General features: G+C 70.6%; 13 protein-coding genes. 4 read left to right on the forward strand and 9 right to left on the reverse strand.

The genetic code is table 11. The features are described from left to right. Positions 1 to 26: 26 nt before the first annotated feature. Together CLV70_RS12740 and rsgA are read right to left on the reverse strand one after the other, a co-directional pair. Positions 27 to 1,823, reverse strand: a complete 1,797-nt coding sequence (locus CLV70_RS12740; protein ID WP_106126660.1) for a DUF2029 domain-containing protein — start codon at positions 1,821 to 1,823, stop codon at positions 27 to 29. Between the two features lie 25 nt (positions 1,824 to 1,848). Next, positions 1,849 to 2,889 (reverse strand): ribosome small subunit-dependent GTPase A, encoded by a 1,041-nt coding sequence (gene rsgA, locus CLV70_RS12745; RefSeq protein WP_106126661.1) that lies wholly within the window; start codon positions 2,887 to 2,889, stop codon positions 1,849 to 1,851. A 163-nt stretch (positions 2,890 to 3,052) separates the two neighbouring features. Between rsgA and CLV70_RS12750 the strand changes: the two genes are divergently transcribed. Together CLV70_RS12750 and CLV70_RS12755 are read left to right on the forward strand one after the other, a co-directional pair. Beyond that, positions 3,053 to 3,760: a maleylpyruvate isomerase N-terminal domain-containing protein gene (locus CLV70_RS12750; protein WP_106126662.1), complete on the forward strand. Its 708-nt coding sequence runs from the start codon at positions 3,053 to 3,055 to the stop codon at positions 3,758 to 3,760. A gap of 2 nt (positions 3,761 to 3,762) precedes the next feature. Next, positions 3,763 to 4,416, forward strand: coding sequence for an MBL fold metallo-hydrolase (locus CLV70_RS12755; protein ID WP_106126663.1), 654 nt, complete (start codon positions 3,763 to 3,765; stop codon positions 4,414 to 4,416). 108 nt (positions 4,417 to 4,524) lie between these two features. Here CLV70_RS12755 and CLV70_RS12760 read toward each other — a convergent pair whose 3' ends face one another. Beyond that, positions 4,525 to 5,145, reverse strand: coding sequence for a cysteine hydrolase family protein (locus tag CLV70_RS12760; RefSeq protein WP_106126664.1), 621 nt, complete (start codon positions 5,143 to 5,145; stop codon positions 4,525 to 4,527). Between the two features lie 129 nt (positions 5,146 to 5,274). Here CLV70_RS12760 and CLV70_RS12765 point away from each other — a divergent pair, with 129 nt between their 5' ends. Beyond that, entirely contained in the window at positions 5,275 to 5,994 is a 720-nt protein-coding gene (locus tag CLV70_RS12765) for an ATP-dependent Clp protease proteolytic subunit (protein WP_106126665.1), read from the forward strand. A 190-nt stretch (positions 5,995 to 6,184) separates the two neighbouring features. Here the strand turns inward: CLV70_RS12765 and CLV70_RS12770 are convergent, their stop codons facing one another. Next, positions 6,185 to 6,583 carry an uL11 family ribosomal protein gene (locus tag CLV70_RS12770; protein ID WP_245908194.1) on the reverse strand — a complete coding sequence of 133 codons (399 nt, stop codon included), beginning with the start codon at positions 6,581 to 6,583 and terminating at the stop codon, positions 6,185 to 6,187. 735 nt (positions 6,584 to 7,318) lie between these two features. On the opposite strand from CLV70_RS12770, the gene typA reads away from it, so the two are divergent. Next, entirely contained in the window at positions 7,319 to 9,184 is a 1,866-nt protein-coding gene (typA, locus tag CLV70_RS12780; protein WP_106126668.1) for a translational GTPase TypA, read from the forward strand. Between the two features lie 53 nt (positions 9,185 to 9,237). Here the strand turns inward: typA and CLV70_RS12785 are convergent, their stop codons facing one another. From CLV70_RS12785 to rpsA, 5 genes are all read right to left on the reverse strand, one after another. Further along, positions 9,238 to 10,239 (reverse strand): TerC family protein, encoded by a 1,002-nt coding sequence (locus CLV70_RS12785; RefSeq protein ID WP_106126669.1) that lies wholly within the window; start codon positions 10,237 to 10,239, stop codon positions 9,238 to 9,240. 670 nt (positions 10,240 to 10,909) lie between these two features. Then, a complete protein-coding gene (locus CLV70_RS12790) occupies positions 10,910 to 12,037 on the reverse strand; it encodes a GNAT family N-acetyltransferase (protein WP_106126670.1) in 1,128 nt (375 codons plus the stop codon). Positions 12,038 to 12,360: 323 nt separating this feature from the next. Continuing rightward, entirely contained in the window at positions 12,361 to 14,493 is a 2,133-nt protein-coding gene (uvrB, locus tag CLV70_RS12795; protein ID WP_106126671.1) for an excinuclease ABC subunit UvrB, read from the reverse strand. 495 nt (positions 14,494 to 14,988) lie between these two features. Continuing rightward, positions 14,989 to 16,224: a dephospho-CoA kinase gene (gene coaE / locus CLV70_RS12800; protein ID WP_106126672.1), complete on the reverse strand. Its 1,236-nt coding sequence runs from the start codon at positions 16,222 to 16,224 to the stop codon at positions 14,989 to 14,991. A gap of 797 nt (positions 16,225 to 17,021) precedes the next feature. Beyond that, the gene (gene rpsA / locus CLV70_RS12805) at positions 17,022 to 18,539 is read right to left on the reverse strand and encodes a 30S ribosomal protein S1 (protein ID WP_106126673.1); all 1,518 of its coding nucleotides are present in this window, start codon (positions 18,537 to 18,539) and stop codon (positions 17,022 to 17,024) included. Positions 18,540 to 18,920: the final 381 nt, after the last annotated feature.

Genomic DNA, 18,920 nt, shown 5'->3' on the forward strand with positions numbered 1-18,920 from the left:
CACCGGCGGCCGGCCCGGAATTCCCGTCACCCCGCCGGGTGAACGAGGCCCCGGACGTCCCACATCTGTACGCCCCCGACCTGCTGAGGGGGGATGCCGAGCAGGCCGGTGATCGTCGCCCCCAGCGCCTCGCGGTTGGGGGTGTCGGGCACCAGCACGACCACCGCGGCCCGCCAGTACGTGAGATCGGCGATCGCGTCGCGCCGGTCGGCGGACGTGAGCACCGGCACGTGACCGTACGTCCCCACCGACTGCAGCAGCACGACTGTAGGCCGCAGAGCCGCGAACCACGAACCGGTGCGGTTCTCCGGCGGGTCCGCCGGCACCATGAAGTAGCCGCGCGGAATCTCATAGTCCAGACCCGAAAGGGCGAACCACCGCATTCCGGTACGCCCGGTCGTCACCTCCGGCACCGGGACCGACACCAGCGTACGGCCGGCGGGCACGTACTGCTCCCACATGCGCTGGGTGATGAACGGCGGCGTCTGCGGCGCCCGGATCACCGGCAGCGGCTTCGGCAGCACCGGCACCACGGCCAGCGCCATCGCCACCCAGAACGCGACCCGCCGCCGCGACGGCAGCAGCCCGGCCCGGTCGGCGGCGAGCGCGAGCAGCACCCCGATGATCGTGGTCGGCACCATCGCGAACCGGGTCACGCTGACCAGGTTGATCACCGGCAGGTCCGCGATCAGGGCGAAAGGCAGCTGTACGCCGGTGTAGCGCCCGCCGACCCGCAACTGAGGACCCATCGACATGATCAGCAGCACGACGCCGGAGACCATGGCGGCCCGCGCGGCGGCGCTGCGCCACAGCATCCGCCCCGCGATCACCAGCATGATCAGCATCGGCAGGCCCCAGAACGTGTTCTCCTCGGTGGGGCTGGCGCTCAGCTGCCGGGCCACCTCCGAGTTGCCGGCCAGCGACTGCCGGGCGTACGCCCCCAGCGACAGCAGGTCGGTGACGAACAGCCCCGGCTCGAACGGCTGGCCGGTGTAGCTCTGCGCCCCGGTGAACTGCGACCACAGCGGGTACGCGAGCAGCGCCAGCGCCGTCCCGGCCGCCACCCCCAGCCCGAGCAGGAACCGCCGCGCCACCGCCAGGGTCTCGCGCCACGAGAAGCACGCGTACGCCACGGCGAACACGAGCAGGGCGAGCGCGGTGAAGAGCAGGACCTCCTCGTTGACGAAGACCTGCAGCACGATGAGCAGCCCGAGGATCACCCCGCCGCGCAGCACCCGGCCGGGCTCGCGCAGCCGCAGCACCTGCCAGACGATGAACGGCACGACGAACTGCGCGACGAAGTTGATGTGCCCGTTGGCGTGCGACACCATCGCGGGGGCGAAACCGCACCACAACCCGCCGATCCAGGCCGCTCGCTGCGTCCGTACGAAATAACGGGCAAGGACCCACCACCAGGCCGCCGCCGTGCCGGCCAGGCCGAGCGTGAGCAGCAGGACCATGGCGACGCCGACGCCGAGGAAGTGGGTCACCGGGGCGAACGGCACGCTCAGCGCGAGCACCGAGGTGTTCGCCATGATGTTCATGCCGTCGGGCACGTTCATCCGGTCGGTGAAGAGCGGATTGTCACCGTGGAAGACCACCCGCTCACCGTGCGCGAGCATGGTGAGGAAGAAACCGTGGTCGTCCTTGTTGTGCGCCAGCACCCGCCCCGACGGCGAGAGCCAGAGCGGGATGAGCACGATCACACCCAGCAGGAGGTAGCTGAGCAGCACCCACCGTCCGGTCCGGCGCGCACGCGGGGCCGCCGCCTCGGGCAAGGCAAGATCAGGCTGGTCGGCGACGACCACTTCTACCGCGGGCACCGGTGCATTCTGCCAGAGCGGCCGGTCAGCGCCGCGGCCTGCGCCGCCCCGGACCCGCGGCCCCGGCCAGCCGCTCGGCCCGCCGCCCGCTCTCGACCGCCACCTCGCGGTGGAGCTTGCGCCAGCTCTCCAACCGGCGGGGCAGCAGGCTTCCGTCCGCCAGCGCGGCCTCGACCGCGCAGCCGGGCTCGCCGTCGTGAGCACAATCACCGAAGCGGCAGTGCGCGGCCAGCCCGGCCACGTCGGCGAAGGCCCGGTCCAGGCCCGCGGCCGTCTCCAGCAGGCCGACCCCGCGGATGCCGGGCGTGTCCAGCACGGCGCCACCCCCGGGAATCAACACCAGACTCCGGTACGCGGTCGTGTGCCGTCCCTTGCCGTCCGCCCGGCGGATTTCCTGTACGGGCATGACCTCCGTGCCCGCCAGCGCGTTGACGAGGGTGGACTTGCCCGCACCCGAGCGCCCCAGCAGCGCCAGCGTCCGCCCGGGCGCGACGAGCTCCCGCAGCTCCCCGAGGCCGGTGCCGCGTCGCGCGCTGACCGGCAGCACGCGTACCCCCGGGGCCAGCTCGCCGAGCTGGCGCGCGACCGCTTCCGGATCGCGCGCGGTGTCGCTCTTGGAGAGCACCACCACCGGCTGCGCGCCGGACTCCCACGCGAGGGCGAGCAGCCGTTCGACGCGGGCATCGTCGGGCGCCGGGTGCATCGGCTCGACGATCGCGACGGTGTCCATGTTGGCGGCCAGCACCTGGCCGCTGGAATCCTTGTCCGCCGTACGCCGGATCAGCGCCGTGCGCCGCGGCAGCACGATCTCGACGGTCAGCCGGCGGTCGGGCCAGCGCCGCAGCACCACCCAGTCGCCGGCGCAGGGCAGGTTGGCGGGGTCGGCGGCGGCACCGAGCAGCAGGCCGCCGGCGAGGCTCGCGCGGTGCACCCCGTCCTCGGCGAGCACGGTGCAGATGCCACGGTCGGCACGCAGCACCCGGCCCGGCCGGGCGTCGGTGCGGTCGAAGGGACGATAGGCGGACGCGAGAGTCGCGTCCCAGCCCAGGGCGGGCAGATCAGACATGGGAAACCCTTTGCGGTGGGGGAAAACGTTGCCGACGAATCTCGAGCACGAGCACTGGAACCCACCCCCTCTGCCGGTCTGCGACGCGTCTGATCCGACGGTACGGCCGGCCTCACGCCCGGAGAAAGCGAGTTTCCGATCGGCCACCCACTAGGTTGGGTGGGTGACGATCGATCCGCTGGTGCTGATGACCGATGTCGACCAGGCGACCGAGCGCCTGATCCGTACGGCCGAGGGGCTCGAGAGGGGTGCGGAGCACGCGCCGTCGCTGCTGCCGGGGTGGACCATCGGCCACGTCCTGACCCACGTGGCGCGCAACGCCGACTCGTACACCAACCTGCTGACCTGGGCCCGTACGGGCATCGAGACGCCGCAGTATCCGACGCCCACGGCCCGCGAGGAGGGCATCGAGGCGGGCCGCGGCCGGCCGCTCGCCGAGCAGATCGCCGACCTGCGCGAGTCCCACGAGCGGTTCGCGGACGCGGCCGCGGCGATGCCGGCCGAGGCCTGGACGTTCCACCTGCCGTCGACCGGCCGGTCCGCCGCGTTCCTGCCGTGGGGCCGGCTGCGCGAGGTCGAGGTCCACCACGTCGACCTCGGCCGCGGCTACACGCCCGAGGACTGGTCCGACGCGTTCGCGCTGCGGCTGCTGCGCGAGATCGTGGGCGGCGCCGCCGGGGACACCCCGGCGCTGGTGCTGCGCCCGCACGGCCTCGAACACCCGCTCACCATCGGCGCGGTGACGGACGCCACCCCGTCGATCGGCGGACCGACCCGCTCCATCGCCGCCTGGCTGGCCGGCCGCGCCGACGGCGCCGACCTCACCGTGTCACCGGACGGTGTCCTGCCCACTCCCCCGAGATGGAAGTGACGATGACGTACACCGGAGACGTGAGCCGGGGCTCCGCACCCGCGGTCCGCGACCTGCACGGCCTGACCGTCACCAAGGTGTCGGTCGGGCCCATGGACAACAACGCCTACCTGCTGCGCTGCGCCTCGGACGGCACGCAGGTGCTGATCGACGCGGCCAACGACGCGGAAACCCTGCTGAAGCTCATCGGCGAGGGCGGCCTCGCCACGGTCGTGACCACCCACCGCCACCCCGACCACCACGGCGCGCTGGCCCGGGTCGTCGAGGCCACCGGCGCCGGCTCCGTGGCGGGCGCCGACGACGCGGCGGAGATCCCCGTGGTGACCGCCACCGTCCGCGACGGCGACACCATCCCGGTCGGCGACTGCACCCTCGAGGTCATCCACGTCGTCGGCCACACGCCCGGCTCGATCGTGCTGCTCTACCGCGAGCCGGCCGGCATCGCCCACCTGTTCACCGGCGACAGCCTCTTCCCGGGCGGCGTCGGCAACACCCGGGGCGACAAGAAGAACTTCGCGTCCCTCATCGACGACGTCGAGCACAAGCTCTTCGACCGGCTGCCGGACGACACCTGGTTCTACCCCGGCCACGGCAAGGACTCGACGCTCGGCGCGGAACGCCCGCACCTCCCGGAGTGGCGCGCCCGCGGCTGGTGAGCCGCTCGGCCCTTTTGATCGGCACCGAGCCCTCGGGCCTTCCCTCGGGCCTTTGATCTGCCCAGCCTCGCGCGTCGGCGCGACCGGCCTCCCGGTCGGCGGGTCCGGTCAGCCTTTCAGGGCGGCCGCGACCTGCGCGGACTCCGTGGGCAGCGAGAACATCGGGTAGTCGTACGCGATCGCGTTGTCGTGCTCCTCGGCCGACGTCGCGGCGACGCAGTCGGTCAGCGTGATCACCCGGTATCCGTTCTCGTAGGCGCTGCGCATCGTCGACTCGACACAGCAGTTCGTCAGGAAGCCGCCGAGGATCACCGTCTCGATGCCGCGGCTGCGCAGGATGAAGTCGAGGTTCGTGCTGGCGAACGTGTCGAGGCCCCGCTTACCCTCGATGAGGATGTCACCCTCCGCCGGGGTGAGGTCGTCGACGATCGCCGCGCCCCACGTGCCCTTGACGAAGGCGTTGCCGTCCACCACACCCTTGAGGATTCCGTACGGGTGACGCGACAGCTCCCCGTACCCGGGCGCGAAGGTGATCGGCGCGTGCATGATCGTCACCCCGGCGGCGCGCGCGGCCTCGACCAGGGCCACGGTCTTGGGCAGCATCCCGGTCTTCTCCATCACGGGAGCGACGGCGCCGTGCAGCACCCCGCCCTCGGACGTGAACTCGTTCTGATACTCGATGAGCACGATCGCCGTCTTCGCGGGATCAAGGTGCAGCGTCTCGGACATGCCCACTCCCTGCTGCTGTGCACTGGGTCACAATCACCCTAGGCGGGTCAGCCCTGGGCGGAAAGGCACCGGCGGATACGCCACCCGGACGTAGGGTCGGAGCACCCCTCGAGTGCTCCGGAGGCCCCGATGGACCAACCCCACAACGCCACTCCCCCGCCTCCCCCCGAGCCGCGCAACCACTTCGGTTCGCTGCCCTCCCCGCCACCTCCGGGGCCCTGGCAGCGCCCCGATTCGCTCCGCTGGCAGCCCGCACAGCCTCCTCCCGAGCCGTGGCACACGCCGGGCACGCCCGCCGGCGGCATGGGCGCCGGCATCCCCGGCTGGCTGGAGGAACGCCTCTTCGACCAGCGCATCGTGATGGTCCGCGGCCCCCTCACCGGCCAGGCCGCCACCGGCATCGCCGCCGCGCTGCTCACCCTCGACGCGGCCGGCCCGGAGCCGGTGCAACTGCACGTGGCCAGCGGCGGCGGCGACCTCAACGCGGCCCACGCCGTCATCGACGTGATCGACGCCATGGCCGCCCCGGTGCACGCGGTCGTCACCTCGGAGGCGGGCGGTGCGGTCCTGGCCGTCCTGGCCGCGGCCGAACGACGGTCGGCCTACCGGCACGCCCGCTTCAAACTCGCCGAACCCCGCGCGGCGGGAGTCACAGGTACGGCGGACGAGGTGGCAGCGGCGGCCGGCCAGCACCTCCGCGAACTGGAGGAACTCGTCCTGCGCCTGGTCGAGACAACGGGCCGCACCCGCAGCCGGGTCGAGGACGACCTGTCGACCGGCCGCATCCTGAGCGCCGAGGAGGCCAGGGAGTACGGCCTCATCGACGACGTGATCGTCGGCAAAGGCTGAGAAAGGACCTCCGGAGGACGTCCCGGCACCGCTCGCCGAAGGCGCCGCGACGCCGCTTGCGGAGTCGCCGTTCCCCCGGAAACGGCCGGAGGCGCCGCGACGCCGCTCGCGGAGTCGCGGCTCCCCCCGGAAACGCCGCGGCGCGGCTCCCCGGAGGGAACCGCGCCGCGGGACGTGCCTGGTGACCTGGTCAGTCAGGGACCTTGACGCCCATCGAGCGGGCGGTGCCGGCGACGACCTTGATGGCCGCGTCGACATCGTTGGCGTTGAGGTCGGGGAGCTTGCGCTCCGCGATCGCCTTGATCTGGTCGGCGCTGAGCGTGCCCACCGTCTGGGTCAGCGGGTTCGACGCGCCCGACTGGATGCCCAGAGCCTTGCGGATCAGGAAGCTCGTCGGCGGCGTCTTGTAGGTGAGCTGGTGGCTCCGGTCCTCGAAGACGGTGACGATGACGGGGATGATCTCGCCACGGTTCTTCGAGGTCGCCTCGTCGTACTCGACCTTGACGGCACGCATGTTGGCGCCGGTGGGGCCGAGCATCTTGCCGAGGTCCACCATCGCGGCGTTACCCGCCTCAAGCGCGAGGGTCACCTCATGGGTCTTCTTCTTGGGCGGCATTGCGCAAAAGCTCCTTAGTGTGTGCTGCACGGGCCTAAGTCAGGAGCTCGCCAGCATCATCAACGCACGACAACCCCGAGACTTTACTACCGCCCTCGTTCACGGGTCAAAACGCCATGCGAGAGAGCAGGCGGGGGCACAGTCTCGGGTTCCGCCGACCAGTGTATCTCGGCCCCCACCCCCCCCGCCGACCCGGTCCCACCCACCGCCGAACCCACCTCCCCACCCACCGCCGAACCCACCTCCCCACCCACCGCCGGGCCCACCTCCCCACCCAACGCCGAACCCACCTCCCCACCGGCCGGCGAACTCCGGCCCCGAGCCGCAACCGCGCCAGAGTGTCGGCGGACCCGGACCGGCGAGCCGGCGCGCATGGGTCAACGGCAAGCGAGCCACCGGACCCGGCGACGACGGACCAGAGAGCGATGGGGCCGGGCGAGAGGCGAGGGACCAGAGGCCGACAGCCGGGAGCGACGGCCGAGGGCGGTGGCCGAGGGGCGACGAGCCGAGGGCCAGAGCCAGCCGACCGGAAGACCTGAGGCCGCCGCATGCCGCCGCACCGCCACCGCCCATCCACCGCCCGTCCACTGCCCGCCTCCGCCGCCTGCCCCCGAGACAAACCGGGCGTACAGGACGGCCTCCGCAACCGGTTCCGGGGCAGGAAGCCCCGGGGCGCCGGCGGCAACCGAGACCGGGGACAATGGTGATATGCAGACCCGCACCGACCTACGCAACGTCGCCATCATCGCCCACGTCGACCATGGCAAAACCACCCTGGTCGACGCCATGCTGCGCCAGGGGAGCCAGTCCCACGCGCGGGGCGAGATGGCCGACCGCGTCATGGACTCCATGGACCTGGAGCGGGAGAAGGGCATCACCATCCTCGCCAAGAACACGGCGATCAGCTACCGGCCCGCCGACGGCGAGCCCGTCACGATCAACATCATCGACACTCCCGGCCACGCCGACTTCGGTGGCGAGGTCGAGCGCGGCCTCACCATGGTCGACGGCGTCGTGCTGCTCGTCGACGCCTCCGAGGGCCCGCTCCCGCAGACCCGCTTCGTGCTCCGCAAGGCGCTCCAGGCGAAACTCCCGATCATCCTGGTCATCAACAAGGTGGACCGGCCCGACGCCCGGATCAAGGAGGTCGTCGACGAGACGTACGAGCTCTTCCTCGATCTCGACGCCGACGAGCACCAGATCGAGTTCCCGATCGTCTACGCGTGCGCCCGCGACGGCATCGCCTCCCTGACCCAGCCCAAGGACGGCACCGTCCCCGAGGACAGCACCGACCTCGAGGTGCTGTTCAGCACGATCCTCGGCACCATCCCCGCGCCGACCTACACCGAGGGCGCGCCGTTGCAGGCGCACGTCGTCAACCTCGACGCCTCCAACTTCCTCGGCCGGCTCGCGCTGTGCCGCGTCCACGAGGGCACGATCCGCAAGGGCCAGACCGTGGCCTGGTGCAAGACCGACGGCACGATCAGCAACGTACGGATCTCCGAGCTGCTGATCACCGAGGGTCTCGAGCGTAAGCCCGCCGAGAGCGCCGGCCCGGGCGACATCATGGCCGTCGCGGGCATCGCCGACATCATGATCGGCGAGACCCTGGCCGACGCGGAGAACCCGGTCCCGCTGCCGCTGATCAGCGTGGATGAGCCGGCCATCTCCATGGTCCTGGGCACCAACACCTCGCCGCTGGTCGGCAAGGTCAAGGGCAGCAAGGTCACCGCCCGCATGGTCAAGGACCGCCTCGACCGCGAGATGATCGGCAACGTCTCGCTGCGCGTGCTGCCGACCGAGCGCCCCGACGCCTGGGAGGTGCAGGGCCGCGGCGAGCTGGCCCTGGCGATCCTGGTCGAGCAGATGCGCCGCGAGTCGTACGAGCTGACCGTCGGCAAGCCGCAGGTCGTCACCAAGGAGATCGACGGCAAGGTGCACGAGCCGGTCGAGCGCCTCACGATCGACGCCCCGGACGAGTACATGGGCGCCATCACCAGCCTGCTGTCCACCCGCAAGGGCCGGATGGAGGAGCTGATCAACCACGGCACCGGCTGGCTGCGGATGGAGTGGCTGGTTCCGGCCCGAGGCCTGATCGGCTTCCGGACGGAGTTCCTCACCGAGACCCGCGGCACCGGGATCATGCACCACATCTTCGAGGCCTACGAGCCGTGGTTCGGCGAGCTGCGTACCCGTCAGAACGGCTCGCTGGTCGCCGACCGGGCCGGCGTGGTCACCGCGTTCGCCATGACCAACCTGCAGGAACGCGGCCAGCTCTTCGTCGAGCCGACCACCGAGGTGTACGAGGGCATGATCGTCGGCGAGAACAGCCGCCAGGACGACATGGACGTCAACATCACCAAGGAGAAGAAGCTCACCAACATGCGGTCGTCGACCGCGGACGAGACCGAGAAGCTGATCCCGCCGCGCAAGCTGTCGCTGGAGCAGGCCCTCGAGTTCTGCCGCGAGGACGAGTGCGTCGAGGTGACCCCCGCCGCCGTGCGGATCCGTAAGGTCGTGCTCGACCAGCAGACCCGCGGCCGGGCTGCGGCCCGGCGCAAGCACCAGCAGTAAACCAGGACGCGGGTACGGTGCTCAGCACCGTACCCGCGAATGGTTTTGATCTGTCAGACCGCCGTCTGCTGCAGTTCCTTCTTCTGGTCGCGGGACGACTTGACCAGGCTGGCCACGGTGGCTATGCCCAGGGTGCCGATGATGACCAGCAACGACAGCCAGATCGGGATCTCCGGCGCCCAGTGCAGCCCGTGCCCGCCGTTGATGAAGCTCAGCGAGTTGGTGTGCAGCGCCTCGAGGAACAGCTTGACACCGATGAACGCGAGCACGAACGCCAGCCCGATGTTGAGGTAGACCAGGCGCTCCAGCAGCCCGCCGAGCAGGAAGTACAGCTGCCGCAGGCCCATCAGCGCGAAGACGTTCGCGGTGAAGACCAGGTACGGCTCCTTGGTGATGCCGAAGATCGCCGGGATCGAGTCCAGCGCGAAGATCAGGTCGGTGGTCCCGATCGCGATCATCACGATCAGCAGCGGCGTGAACAGCCGCCGCCCGGTCTCGGTGACCACGGTCATCTTGCCGGTGTCGAACGAGCTGGACAGCGGGAAGACCCGCTTCGCCCAGCGGATGAGAATGTTCTCCTTGAAGTCGTCCTCGTCGTTCTCGCCGTTCTTGAGCAGCGTGACCGCCGTGTACACCAGGAACACGCCGAAGATGTAGAACACCCACGAGAACTGCTCGATGAGCGCGGCCCCGGCGGCGATGAACGCCCCCCGCATGATCAGCGCCAGCACGATGCCGATGAGCAGCACCTTCTGCTGGAACTGCCGCGGCACGTTGAACCGGGCCATGATGATCATGAAGACGAACAGGTTGTCGACGCTCAGCGAATACTCGGTGAGCCAGCCCGTGTAGAACTCTCCCGCGGGCGTACCCCCGGCGGTGACCCACAGGCCCACCCCGAAGGCCAGCGCCAGGCCGATGTAGAAGGCCACCCACCCGCCGGCCTCCCGCATCGAAGGCTCATGCGGACGCCGCCCCACGATCAGCAGATCGACGGCGAGCATGACGACAAGGGCGGCCAGCGTGGCGAGCCAAACCCAGGCAGAGACGTTCAACAAGGACCTCCGGCAGACACGGTTCATCGCCGCGCCGGAATGGGGGCCCGAAGCGGCGGAGTGACTGTCGGAGGTCTCTTCCGCTCCCACCCCACAGGGGCAAGAACCACCGGCCCCGGGCGCCCCTCGCGGAAGCAGCCGTGCTGACGAGACCGATGCGGGGGAATACTCCCCTCCTACGCGAGCCATTGTGTCGCATTCCGGGGTCATGTGACACATCGGCCGGGCGAATCGTGTCCAGACTCTCCTTCGCGCGGGTCAATCGCCCCTGAACCGGCGTTAGAGCAGCTAGGTGGCTATCTGCAAGCCCGCTGATCATGCCCGTCGCCGAGCGTCGTCTCGCCGCTCCGCGCTTGCCCGGATCGCGACCGGGTGGGCTGCCGCACGTCGGCTATGCTTCCTAGGAGGCTAGTTCTCTTTCCGACCACTCGTCGCCGGGTGCGGCTGTCCGGGTGCCGCCATCCCGGTGCGGCTGTCCGGGCGCGGCAGTCCGGGCGCGGCAGTCCGGGCGCGGCAGTCCGGGCGCGGCAGTCCGGGCGCGGCAGTCCGGGCGCGGCAGTCCGGGCGCGGCAGTCCGGGCGCGGCAGTCCGGGCGCGGCAGTCCGGGCGCGGCAGTCCGGGCGCGGCTGTCCGGGCGCGGCTGTCCGGGCGCGGACGTTCCGGTGCCGGGTCAGCCGAGCCGGAAGCGCGCCCTTCGTCCCTTATCGACGAACCCCAGCCGCCGGTACAACCGCGCGGCCGGATTGTCGACGTTGACGTCGAGCCACGCCTCGCCGGCGCCGTCGTCCCGCATCCGCCGCAGTGCTTCCGTCACGAGCGCCGCCCCGAGCCCACTCCCCCGGGCTGCCGGAACAACGCCGACCTGCACGATCCACCCGACCGCCGCGGTCACGAACCCGGCGTCGCCAACCCCCGGAACCGTCGCCAGCACCGACCACCCCGGCCGGAACTCGTCATCCTCGACCAGGTCCGCGATCCACTCCTCGGCGCTCAACCCCGGAAACCCGGGCCGCTCCCGGAAAGCGGCCTCATAAACCCAGAAAAACCGCTCCGCGTCCCCGTCCGACCAGGAACTCAAGCCGGCCCCCACAGGCCAACCCATTTCGGGTACGCCCCCAGCACCGAGATCGAACCGAAGCACATCCTCGGCGAACACCTGCCGCAGCCCGTGCCCCGCGAAAAGCTCGAAGGCCCGCCCGGTCAACGACTCAGTCTCGACGGTGACGTCCCCTCCCAGCCGCACCCCCTCCTCCAGTCCCCACCGAAGAAGCCGGCCGCCCAGCCCCCGCCCCCGGAAATCGGGGTCGACCAGCCCGGCGAAGGTCGCGCCCCCACCCCACACGTCGCCCACCCCCGGCACAGGCCGGGTCGGACGAACGGCCCCGGCCGCGACGAGCCTCCCGCCGCCGTCCCGCACCTGCAGACTGAGTACGCCCTCCCCACTCCACCGCCGCCGGAGGAAGCCGGGATCGGCTGCCAGCGGAAGCCCACCGTCAGCAGCAAGACAGCGCCCGGCAAGCTCCGCCAAATCACCCTCAACGGCAACCGGCCCCACCACCCCACTGACCCCGCCCAAACCATCGAAGCGGCCGGAGCGACCGAAGCGGCCCTCGGGATCGAAGCGGCCCGAGGGATCGAAGCCGCCGGGCAGGCCGGAGTCGTCAAGACGGCCAGAGCCGACGGCGCCGCCAGAGCGTGGCGAGACAGCTGGCCCGAGGTGGTCGTCCAGCGCATTGTCGACCGGCTGCAGAGCAGCAGACGCGGTGGGGCTCTGCGCGGAGTCGTCGGAGGAAGGCACGGGCGACAGCGTAGTAAGGGTCGCTCCGTGCCCCCACCGATTTGACGGCACTCATGCCGCTCGCCCACCGGCGCCTGCACGAGCAGCGCCGGAATGCAGCCACGCCGGTCCGCCCGAGCAAGCACCGCGAGCCAGCTAGCGCAAGCCCCGCCAGCCGCCCACGCGAAGCACCGCCAGCCCGCCCGCGAAACCCCGCCAGCCACCCACGCGAAGCACCGCCAGCCCGCTCAGGCGAACCTGCAGGCAGGAATCCTGCACCGGCAACGCGGGCGTCTGGATGCTGCTGCTGGGTGGGGTCGGGGGCCGGGCGGCTGGTGGGGGCTCTACTTCACGCCGGTCATGTCCATTCCTCTCAGTTCCTTCTTCAGTTCGGAGACTTCGTCGCGGATGCGGGCGGCCAGTTCGAATTGGAGTTCGCGGGCGGCGGCCAGCATCTGGTCGTTGAGGTCCTGGATGAGCTGGGCGAGTTCGGCGCGGGCCATGCCTTCGCGGGCCGGGGCGGACGAGCCGCGGGCCTTGGAGCGGGTCTCCGGGACCGGGCCCTTGCCTCGGGACATCTGGCGGCCGGCACCGCCGACCACGTGACCGCCGGGGCCGTGGCCGCCGACCGCTGTGTCGGTGTCCTCGGCTTCGCGGTAGATGTCGTCGAGGATGTCGTGGATCTTCTTGCGGAGCGGCTCGGGGCTGATGCCGTGGGCCTCGTTGTGCGCGATCTGCTTGGCGCGGCGGCGGTCCGTCTCCTCGATGGCGTCGCGCATCGACGGGGTCATCTTGTCGGCGTACATGTGGACTTCGCCGGAGACGTTGCGGGCCGCGCGACCGATCGTCTGGATCAGGGAGCGGCCGCTGCGCAGGAAGCCCTCCTTGTCCGCGTCGAGAATCGCCACCAGGGAGACTTCCGGCAGGTCGAGGCCTTCGCGGAGCAGGTTGATGCCCACGAGCACGTCGTAGTCGCCCTTGCGCAGTTCCTTGAGCAACTCGACGCGGCGCAGCGTGTCGACCTCCGAGTGCAGGTAACGCACCCGGATGCCGTTCTCGAGCAGGTAGTCGGTCAGGTCCTCGGCCATCTTCTTGGTGAGGGTGGTGACCAGGACCCGCTCGTCGCGATCCGTACGTTCCTTGATCTCGTGCATGAGGTCGTCGATCTGGCCCTTGGTGGGCTTCACCACGACCTGCGGGTCGACCAGTCCGGTGGGGCGGATGACCTGCTCGACGAACTCGCCGCCGGACTGCTGGAGCTCCCACGGCCCGGGGGTGGCCGACAGGAACACCATCTGGCCGACGCGTTCGAGGAACTCGTCGAAGCGCAGCGGGCGGTTGTCGGCGGCGCTGGGCAGCCGGAAGCCGTGCTCGATGAGGATGCGCTTGCGCGAGGCATCGCCCTCGTACATGCCGCCGATCTGGGGAATCGTCACGTGCGACTCGTCGATGACCGTGACGAAGTCGTCCGGGAAGTAGTCGAGCAGCGTGTACGCCGGGTCGCCGTACGTCCGGCCGTCCATGTGCATCGAATAGTTCTCGATGCCGTTGCAGAAGCCGACCTGGCGCATCATCTCGATGTCGTACGTCGTGCGCATCCGCAGGCGCTGCGCCTCGAGCAGCTTGCCCTGCCGTTCCAACTCGGCGAGGCGCTCGGCCAGCTCCGCCTCGATGTCGCGGATGGCACGCTCCATGCGCTCGGGTCCGGCCGCGTAATGGGTCGCCGGGAAGATCACCAGCTGGTCCACCTCACGGACGATCTCGCCGGTGAGGGGGTGCAGGTAGTAGAGCTTCTCGATCTCGTCACCGAACATCTCGAGGCGGATGGCGAGTTCCTCGTACGCCGGAATGATCTCGAGGGTGTCGCCCCGCACCCGGAACGTGCCCCGCTGGAAGGCCATGTCGTTACGCGAATACTGGATGTCGACGAGGCGGCGCAGCAGCTTGTCACGGTCGAGCTCGTCGCCGACCTTCACCTTCACGGCGCGGTCGAGGTATTCCTGCGGGGTGCCCAGGCCGTAGATCGCGGAGACGGTCGCGACCACGATGACGTCGCGCCGGGTCAGCAGGGACATCGTCGCCGAGTGCCGCAGCCGCTCGACCTCCTCGTTGACCGACGAGTCCTTCTCGATATATGTGTCGGTCTGGGCGATATACGCCTCAGGCTGGTAGTAGTCGTAGTAACTGACGAAGTATTCGACGGCGTTGTGCGGCATGAGCTCGCGGAACTCCTTGGCGAGCTGCGCACACAGGGTCTTGTTGGGGGCGAGCACGAGCGCCGGCCGCTGGAGCTTCTCGATGAGCCACGCGGTCGTCGCGCTCTTGCCGGTGCCGGTGGCGCCGAGAAGAACGGTGTTGCGGTCGCCGCGGCGCACCCGGCGCTCCAGCTCGGCGATGGCCGCGGGCTGGTCACCGGCCGGCTGGTAGTCGCTGACGACCTTGAAGGTGCCGTCGAGTCGTGGGATGTCTAGCGCCATGGGAACTACCGTACGTCGGGGGTGTGACAAGTTTCGGCGGGCCGGGACCGGGGGTGTTCGGAGGGTGCACATTCGGCACCGCCACCAGGCATTGTCCGAGGTCGGAGGCGGATCTACCCTGGTCCGGTAGGCCGCTCGCGGCGGCCGCCCGGCCGATCCGGCGCCACCACGGGCGCCACGGCCGGGACGGAGACTGCAGCCCCGGCACATCGCCGGTGAGCGCATCTCGAGAGGTCGCGCGACCCGCGTCGACCGGCCGCCGCGAGCGCCCCTAACCACGCCCGGCGCCACGAGCACCCCTAACCGCGCTTGGCGCCACGAGCACCCCTGACCACGCCCGGCCACCGGGAGCGCTCCTGACCACGCCTGGCCATCGCGTCGGCCCCTGACCGCGCCCCGGCCGAAGACTCACGTGGCGGGACGCTTCACAGAGCCGCTGGCGACTGCCCTGCAATAGCCCGCGTTACCCGCGCTCCGCTCCATAGCCCGCGTGCGTCATGGGGCCGCCGGTGGCTTCCACCCCGTAGCTTCAGCCCACGCCTCCGCGGCCTCCGCCTCCTTGTCGAACCACGGCTCCTTCGCCTCCGCGTACCCCTCCACGTCCGCATGGGCCGCGGCCCACCGCTCCTTGGCCGCGGCATATTCGTCCCGGGCTTCGGGCACCGCGCGCAGGTGGTCACGCATCAGCAGGGCGAAACGCCAGCCCGGCGAGCCTGCCACCCGTACGTGCAGATTGACGGACCGGCCCGGGTCCGCGCTGCCGTGCAGGCGCTTGGGCCAGGTCTTGCCGGGCATCCCGCGGGCATTGTCGAACCACACGCCGTCCCGCCGCGGCAGCCCCGCGCCGGCCAGGGCGTCGGCGAGCTTGTCCGCCTCCTCCAGCGAGCCGACGACGAGCATCAGGTCGATGAGATCCTTCGCGGGCAGGCCCGGCACCGCCGTCGAACCGATGTGCTCGATCCACGCGCGCGGCGGCCCGGGATGATGAGAACTCCCGCCGTCATGGCCGAGCAGCGGGCGGAGTGCATGGTCGATCCGGGCGGTCAACCGGGCCGCCTGCCGCGGCCAGGTCGGATCCGGGGGTACGACGTGCAGCCGCTCACCGGTCGGCGCGTGCCTTCGGAGCCGGACATTTTCCTCGTACGGCCGGAGCCGCGTGCGCCACAGCTCGTCCACCTGGGCGGTCAGCGCGTCGAGCCCGCCGTTGTTGTCGATGATCACGTCGGCGGCGGCGCGCCGGTCGGCATCGTCCACCTGAGCGGCGATCCGGGCGGCGGCCTGCTCCGGCGTCATCCCGCGGGTCCGGACGAGGCGGGCGATACGCTCCTCCGGGGTCGCGTCGACGACGATCACGAGGTGGTAGAACGGGACCTGACCGGTCTCGACCAGCAGCGGAACGTCGTTGACCACGATCGCGTCGGGCGGCGCGGCGGCGGCAAGCTCGGCCGCACGGGCCCGCACGCGCGGGTGGATGATGCCCTCGAGCCGGCGCCGGGCCTCCGCGTCGCCGAAGACCCGAGCGCCGAGCGCGAGGCGATCCAGCTCCCCGTCGGCGCCGAGCACCTCGGCGCCGAAGGCCTCGACGACGGCGGCCAGCCCGTCGGTGCCGGCGGCGACGACCTCGCGGGCCAGCACGTCGGAGTCGACGATGACAGCGCCGAGCTGCCGCAGCCGCTCCGCAACCGCGCTTTTTCCGGCGCCGATGCCACCGGTCAGTCCCACTTTGAGCACGTGCCCCAGTATTCCGGGTCGATCAACGCGTGTCAGGGCCGCCTCGGCCGCCTGTGGATAACTCACCGGCGAGGCGGAGGACAGGGCATCATGGAGGCCGGTCGAGTCCGACGGATCGTCACGGAAGACGGCGGTGGCCCCGCGGGCATCGCACCCAAGAGGACGCCGCACCGGGCCATCGGCGCGGCCGCGGGGAAGGGCGAACCGACCGCGGCTGGACAGCAACACGGCCGCGTCGAGTCAGCGGGACGGCCGCGGCAACCAGCTGCGCGACCCGGCGGACCAGCGGCGCAACCCCCGGCGGACCAGCGGCGCGACGCCAGCGGACCAGCGGCGCAAACCCGGCGGACCAGCGGCGCCCGGCCGACCGACCACTCGGCATAAGGCCGACCGACCACCCGGCCCGACGCCGACGCCGACGCCGCGGCAGCGTCGACGCGACAAACCGGCGGCGCGACGTTGGCGGACCAGCGGCGCGAACCCGGCGAACCGGCAACGCGACTCCGGCGGACCAGCGGCGCGAACCCGGCGAACCGGCAACGCGACTCCGGCGGACCGGCAGCGCGAACCCGGCAAACCGGCAACGCCGCGCGACCCCAGCGGACCGGCGGCGCGACGCTGGTGAACCGGCAGGGCGGTCGCGGCGGGCTGGGTCCTGCGGGCGGTGCTTTGGGCGTACGGGAAAACCCCGCCCACCCGGAGGGACCGGGTGAGCGGGGTTCGCTCGTGCCTTGACCGGCTGTGGGGCCGGGGTCAGCGCTCGCCGGTCCGGGGATCGGCGGGCTGGTGGGGCTTGGTCAGCTCTTGCCGCCGGCGAGCTTCTCGCGCAGAGCGGCGAGGGCTTCGTCGGTGGCCAGGGTGCCGGCCGGCTCCTCCGCGGCGCGCGCCGGGGCGGACGTGCTCGTGGAGGTGGAGGAGGAGGTCGACGACGACGAGGTGGTCACGCCACCGGCCGGGGTCGGGTTGAGCGCGGCCTCGGCGTCGGCCTCGCGGGACGCCTGCACCTGCTTGGTGTGGGCCTCCCAGCGCTCGCGGGCGTCGGCGTACTGCTTCTCCCACGCTTCGCGCTGCTTGTCGAAGCCCTCGAGCCACTCGCCCGTCTCCGGGTCGAAGCCCTCCGGGTAGATGTAGTTGCCCTCGGCGTCGTAGGTGGCCGCCATGCCGTACAGGGTGGGGTCGAAGTGCTCCTCGCCCTCCACGAAGTTCTCGTTCGCCTGCTTCAGCGAGAGCGAGATCCGGCGACGCTCGAGGTCGATGTCGATGACCTTGACCATGACGTCCGAACCGACCTGGACGACCTGCTCGGGCAGCTCGACGTGACGCTCGGCCAGCTCGGAGATGTGCACCAGGCCCTCGATGCCGTCGTCCACGCGGACGAAGGCGCCGAACGGAACCAGCTTGGTGACCTTGCCCGGCACGATCTGGTTGATCGCGTGGGTGCGGGCGAACTGGCGCCACGGGTCTTCCTGGGTCGCCTTCAGCGACAGCGAGACGCGCTCGCGGTCCAGGTCGACGTCGAGCACCTCGACCTCGACCTCCTGGCCGACCTCGACGACCTCGGACGGGTGGTCGATGTGCTTCCAGGAGAGCTCCGAGACGTGCACCAGGCCGTCCACGCCACCCAGGTCCACGAAGGCACCGAAGTTGACGATGGAGGACACGACGCCCTTGCGGACCTGGCCCTTCTGGAGCTTGTTGAGGAACTCGGTGCGGACCTCGGACTGGGTCTGCTCCAGCCAGGCGCGGCGGGACAGGACCACGTTGTTGCGGTTCTTGTCCAGCTCGATGATCTTCGCCTCGAGCTCACGGCCGACGTACGGCTGGAGGTCGCGCACGCGGCGCATCTCGACCAGCGAGGCCGGCAGGAAGCCACGGAGACCGATGTCGAGGATGAGGCCGCCCTTGACGACCTCGATGACGGAGCCGCGCACGACGCCGTCGTCCTCCTTGATCTTCTCGATCGTGCCCCACGCGCGCTCGTACTGCGCGCGCTTCTTCGAGAGGATCAGGCGGCCTTCCTTGTCCTCCTTGGTGAGGACGAGGGCTTCGATGTGGTCACCGACCGACACCACTTCCGCGGGGTCCACGTCGTGCTTGATCGACAACTCGCGCGAGGGGATGACGCCCTCGGTCTTGTAGCCGATGTCGAGCAGGACCTCGTCCCGGTCGACCTTGACGACGGTGCCTTCGACAATATCGCCGTCGTTGAAGTACTTGATGGTCTCGTCGATGGCTGCGAGGAAAGCTTCCTCCGAGCCAAGATCGTCGACGGTGACCCTGTTGGCGCTCGAGGTGGCCTCGATGCTGCTCGTCATGTGGACTGTTGCTCCGAACGGATGGTGTCGTGGTGTCTCTCGCGCGTCGCGGAACTGACGGGCGGGCACAGCACGAACAACCGGTGATCACGACGCTGGAGCTGACGATCAAGCGAGGGCGATCAAACGAGCAGGATCATGCTGGGACCGACGTCTTGCGGAACCTGCTCCCTGCCGAGGCACACGATCCGCGAGCGCATCGACTAGCTTACCGTGCGCATTACCACAGGTTGCAAGCCCTCCCGAGGACCGAGGCACATTGTTCCCGCGAAACCCGCCATCAAGGGCGTTTTGTGCCATTTCGGCCGCCCCGCGCGCCGTCCGGGAAGATCTTTGCTCCGGTACGCCCACCCGCCGCGCCCCGTTCCGAGACATTCTCCC

The organism is Pseudosporangium ferrugineum, from assembly GCF_003002065.1.
In the GTDB taxonomy this organism is placed as follows: Bacteria; Actinomycetota; Actinomycetes; order Mycobacteriales; family Micromonosporaceae; genus Actinoplanes; species Actinoplanes ferrugineus_A.

Excerpts from the sequence above, each read along its gene's own strand:
- rsgA (WP_106126661.1), bottom strand. The coding sequence starts at position 2,889 with ATGTCTGATCTGCCCGCCCTGGGCTGGGACGCGACTCTCGCGTCCGCC.
- CLV70_RS12755 (WP_106126663.1), top strand. The coding sequence starts at position 3,763 with ATGACGTACACCGGAGACGTGAGCCGGGGCTCCGCACCCGCGGTCCGC.
- CLV70_RS12760 (WP_106126664.1), bottom strand. The coding sequence starts at position 5,145 with ATGTCCGAGACGCTGCACCTTGATCCCGCGAAGACGGCGATCGTGCTC.
- CLV70_RS12765 (WP_106126665.1), top strand. The coding sequence starts at position 5,275 with ATGGACCAACCCCACAACGCCACTCCCCCGCCTCCCCCCGAGCCGCGC.
- typA (WP_106126668.1), top strand. The coding sequence starts at position 7,319 with ATGCAGACCCGCACCGACCTACGCAACGTCGCCATCATCGCCCACGTC.
- uvrB (WP_106126671.1), bottom strand. The coding sequence starts at position 14,493 with ATGGCGCTAGACATCCCACGACTCGACGGCACCTTCAAGGTCGTCAGC.
- rpsA (WP_106126673.1), bottom strand. The coding sequence starts at position 18,539 with ATGACGAGCAGCATCGAGGCCACCTCGAGCGCCAACAGGGTCACCGTC.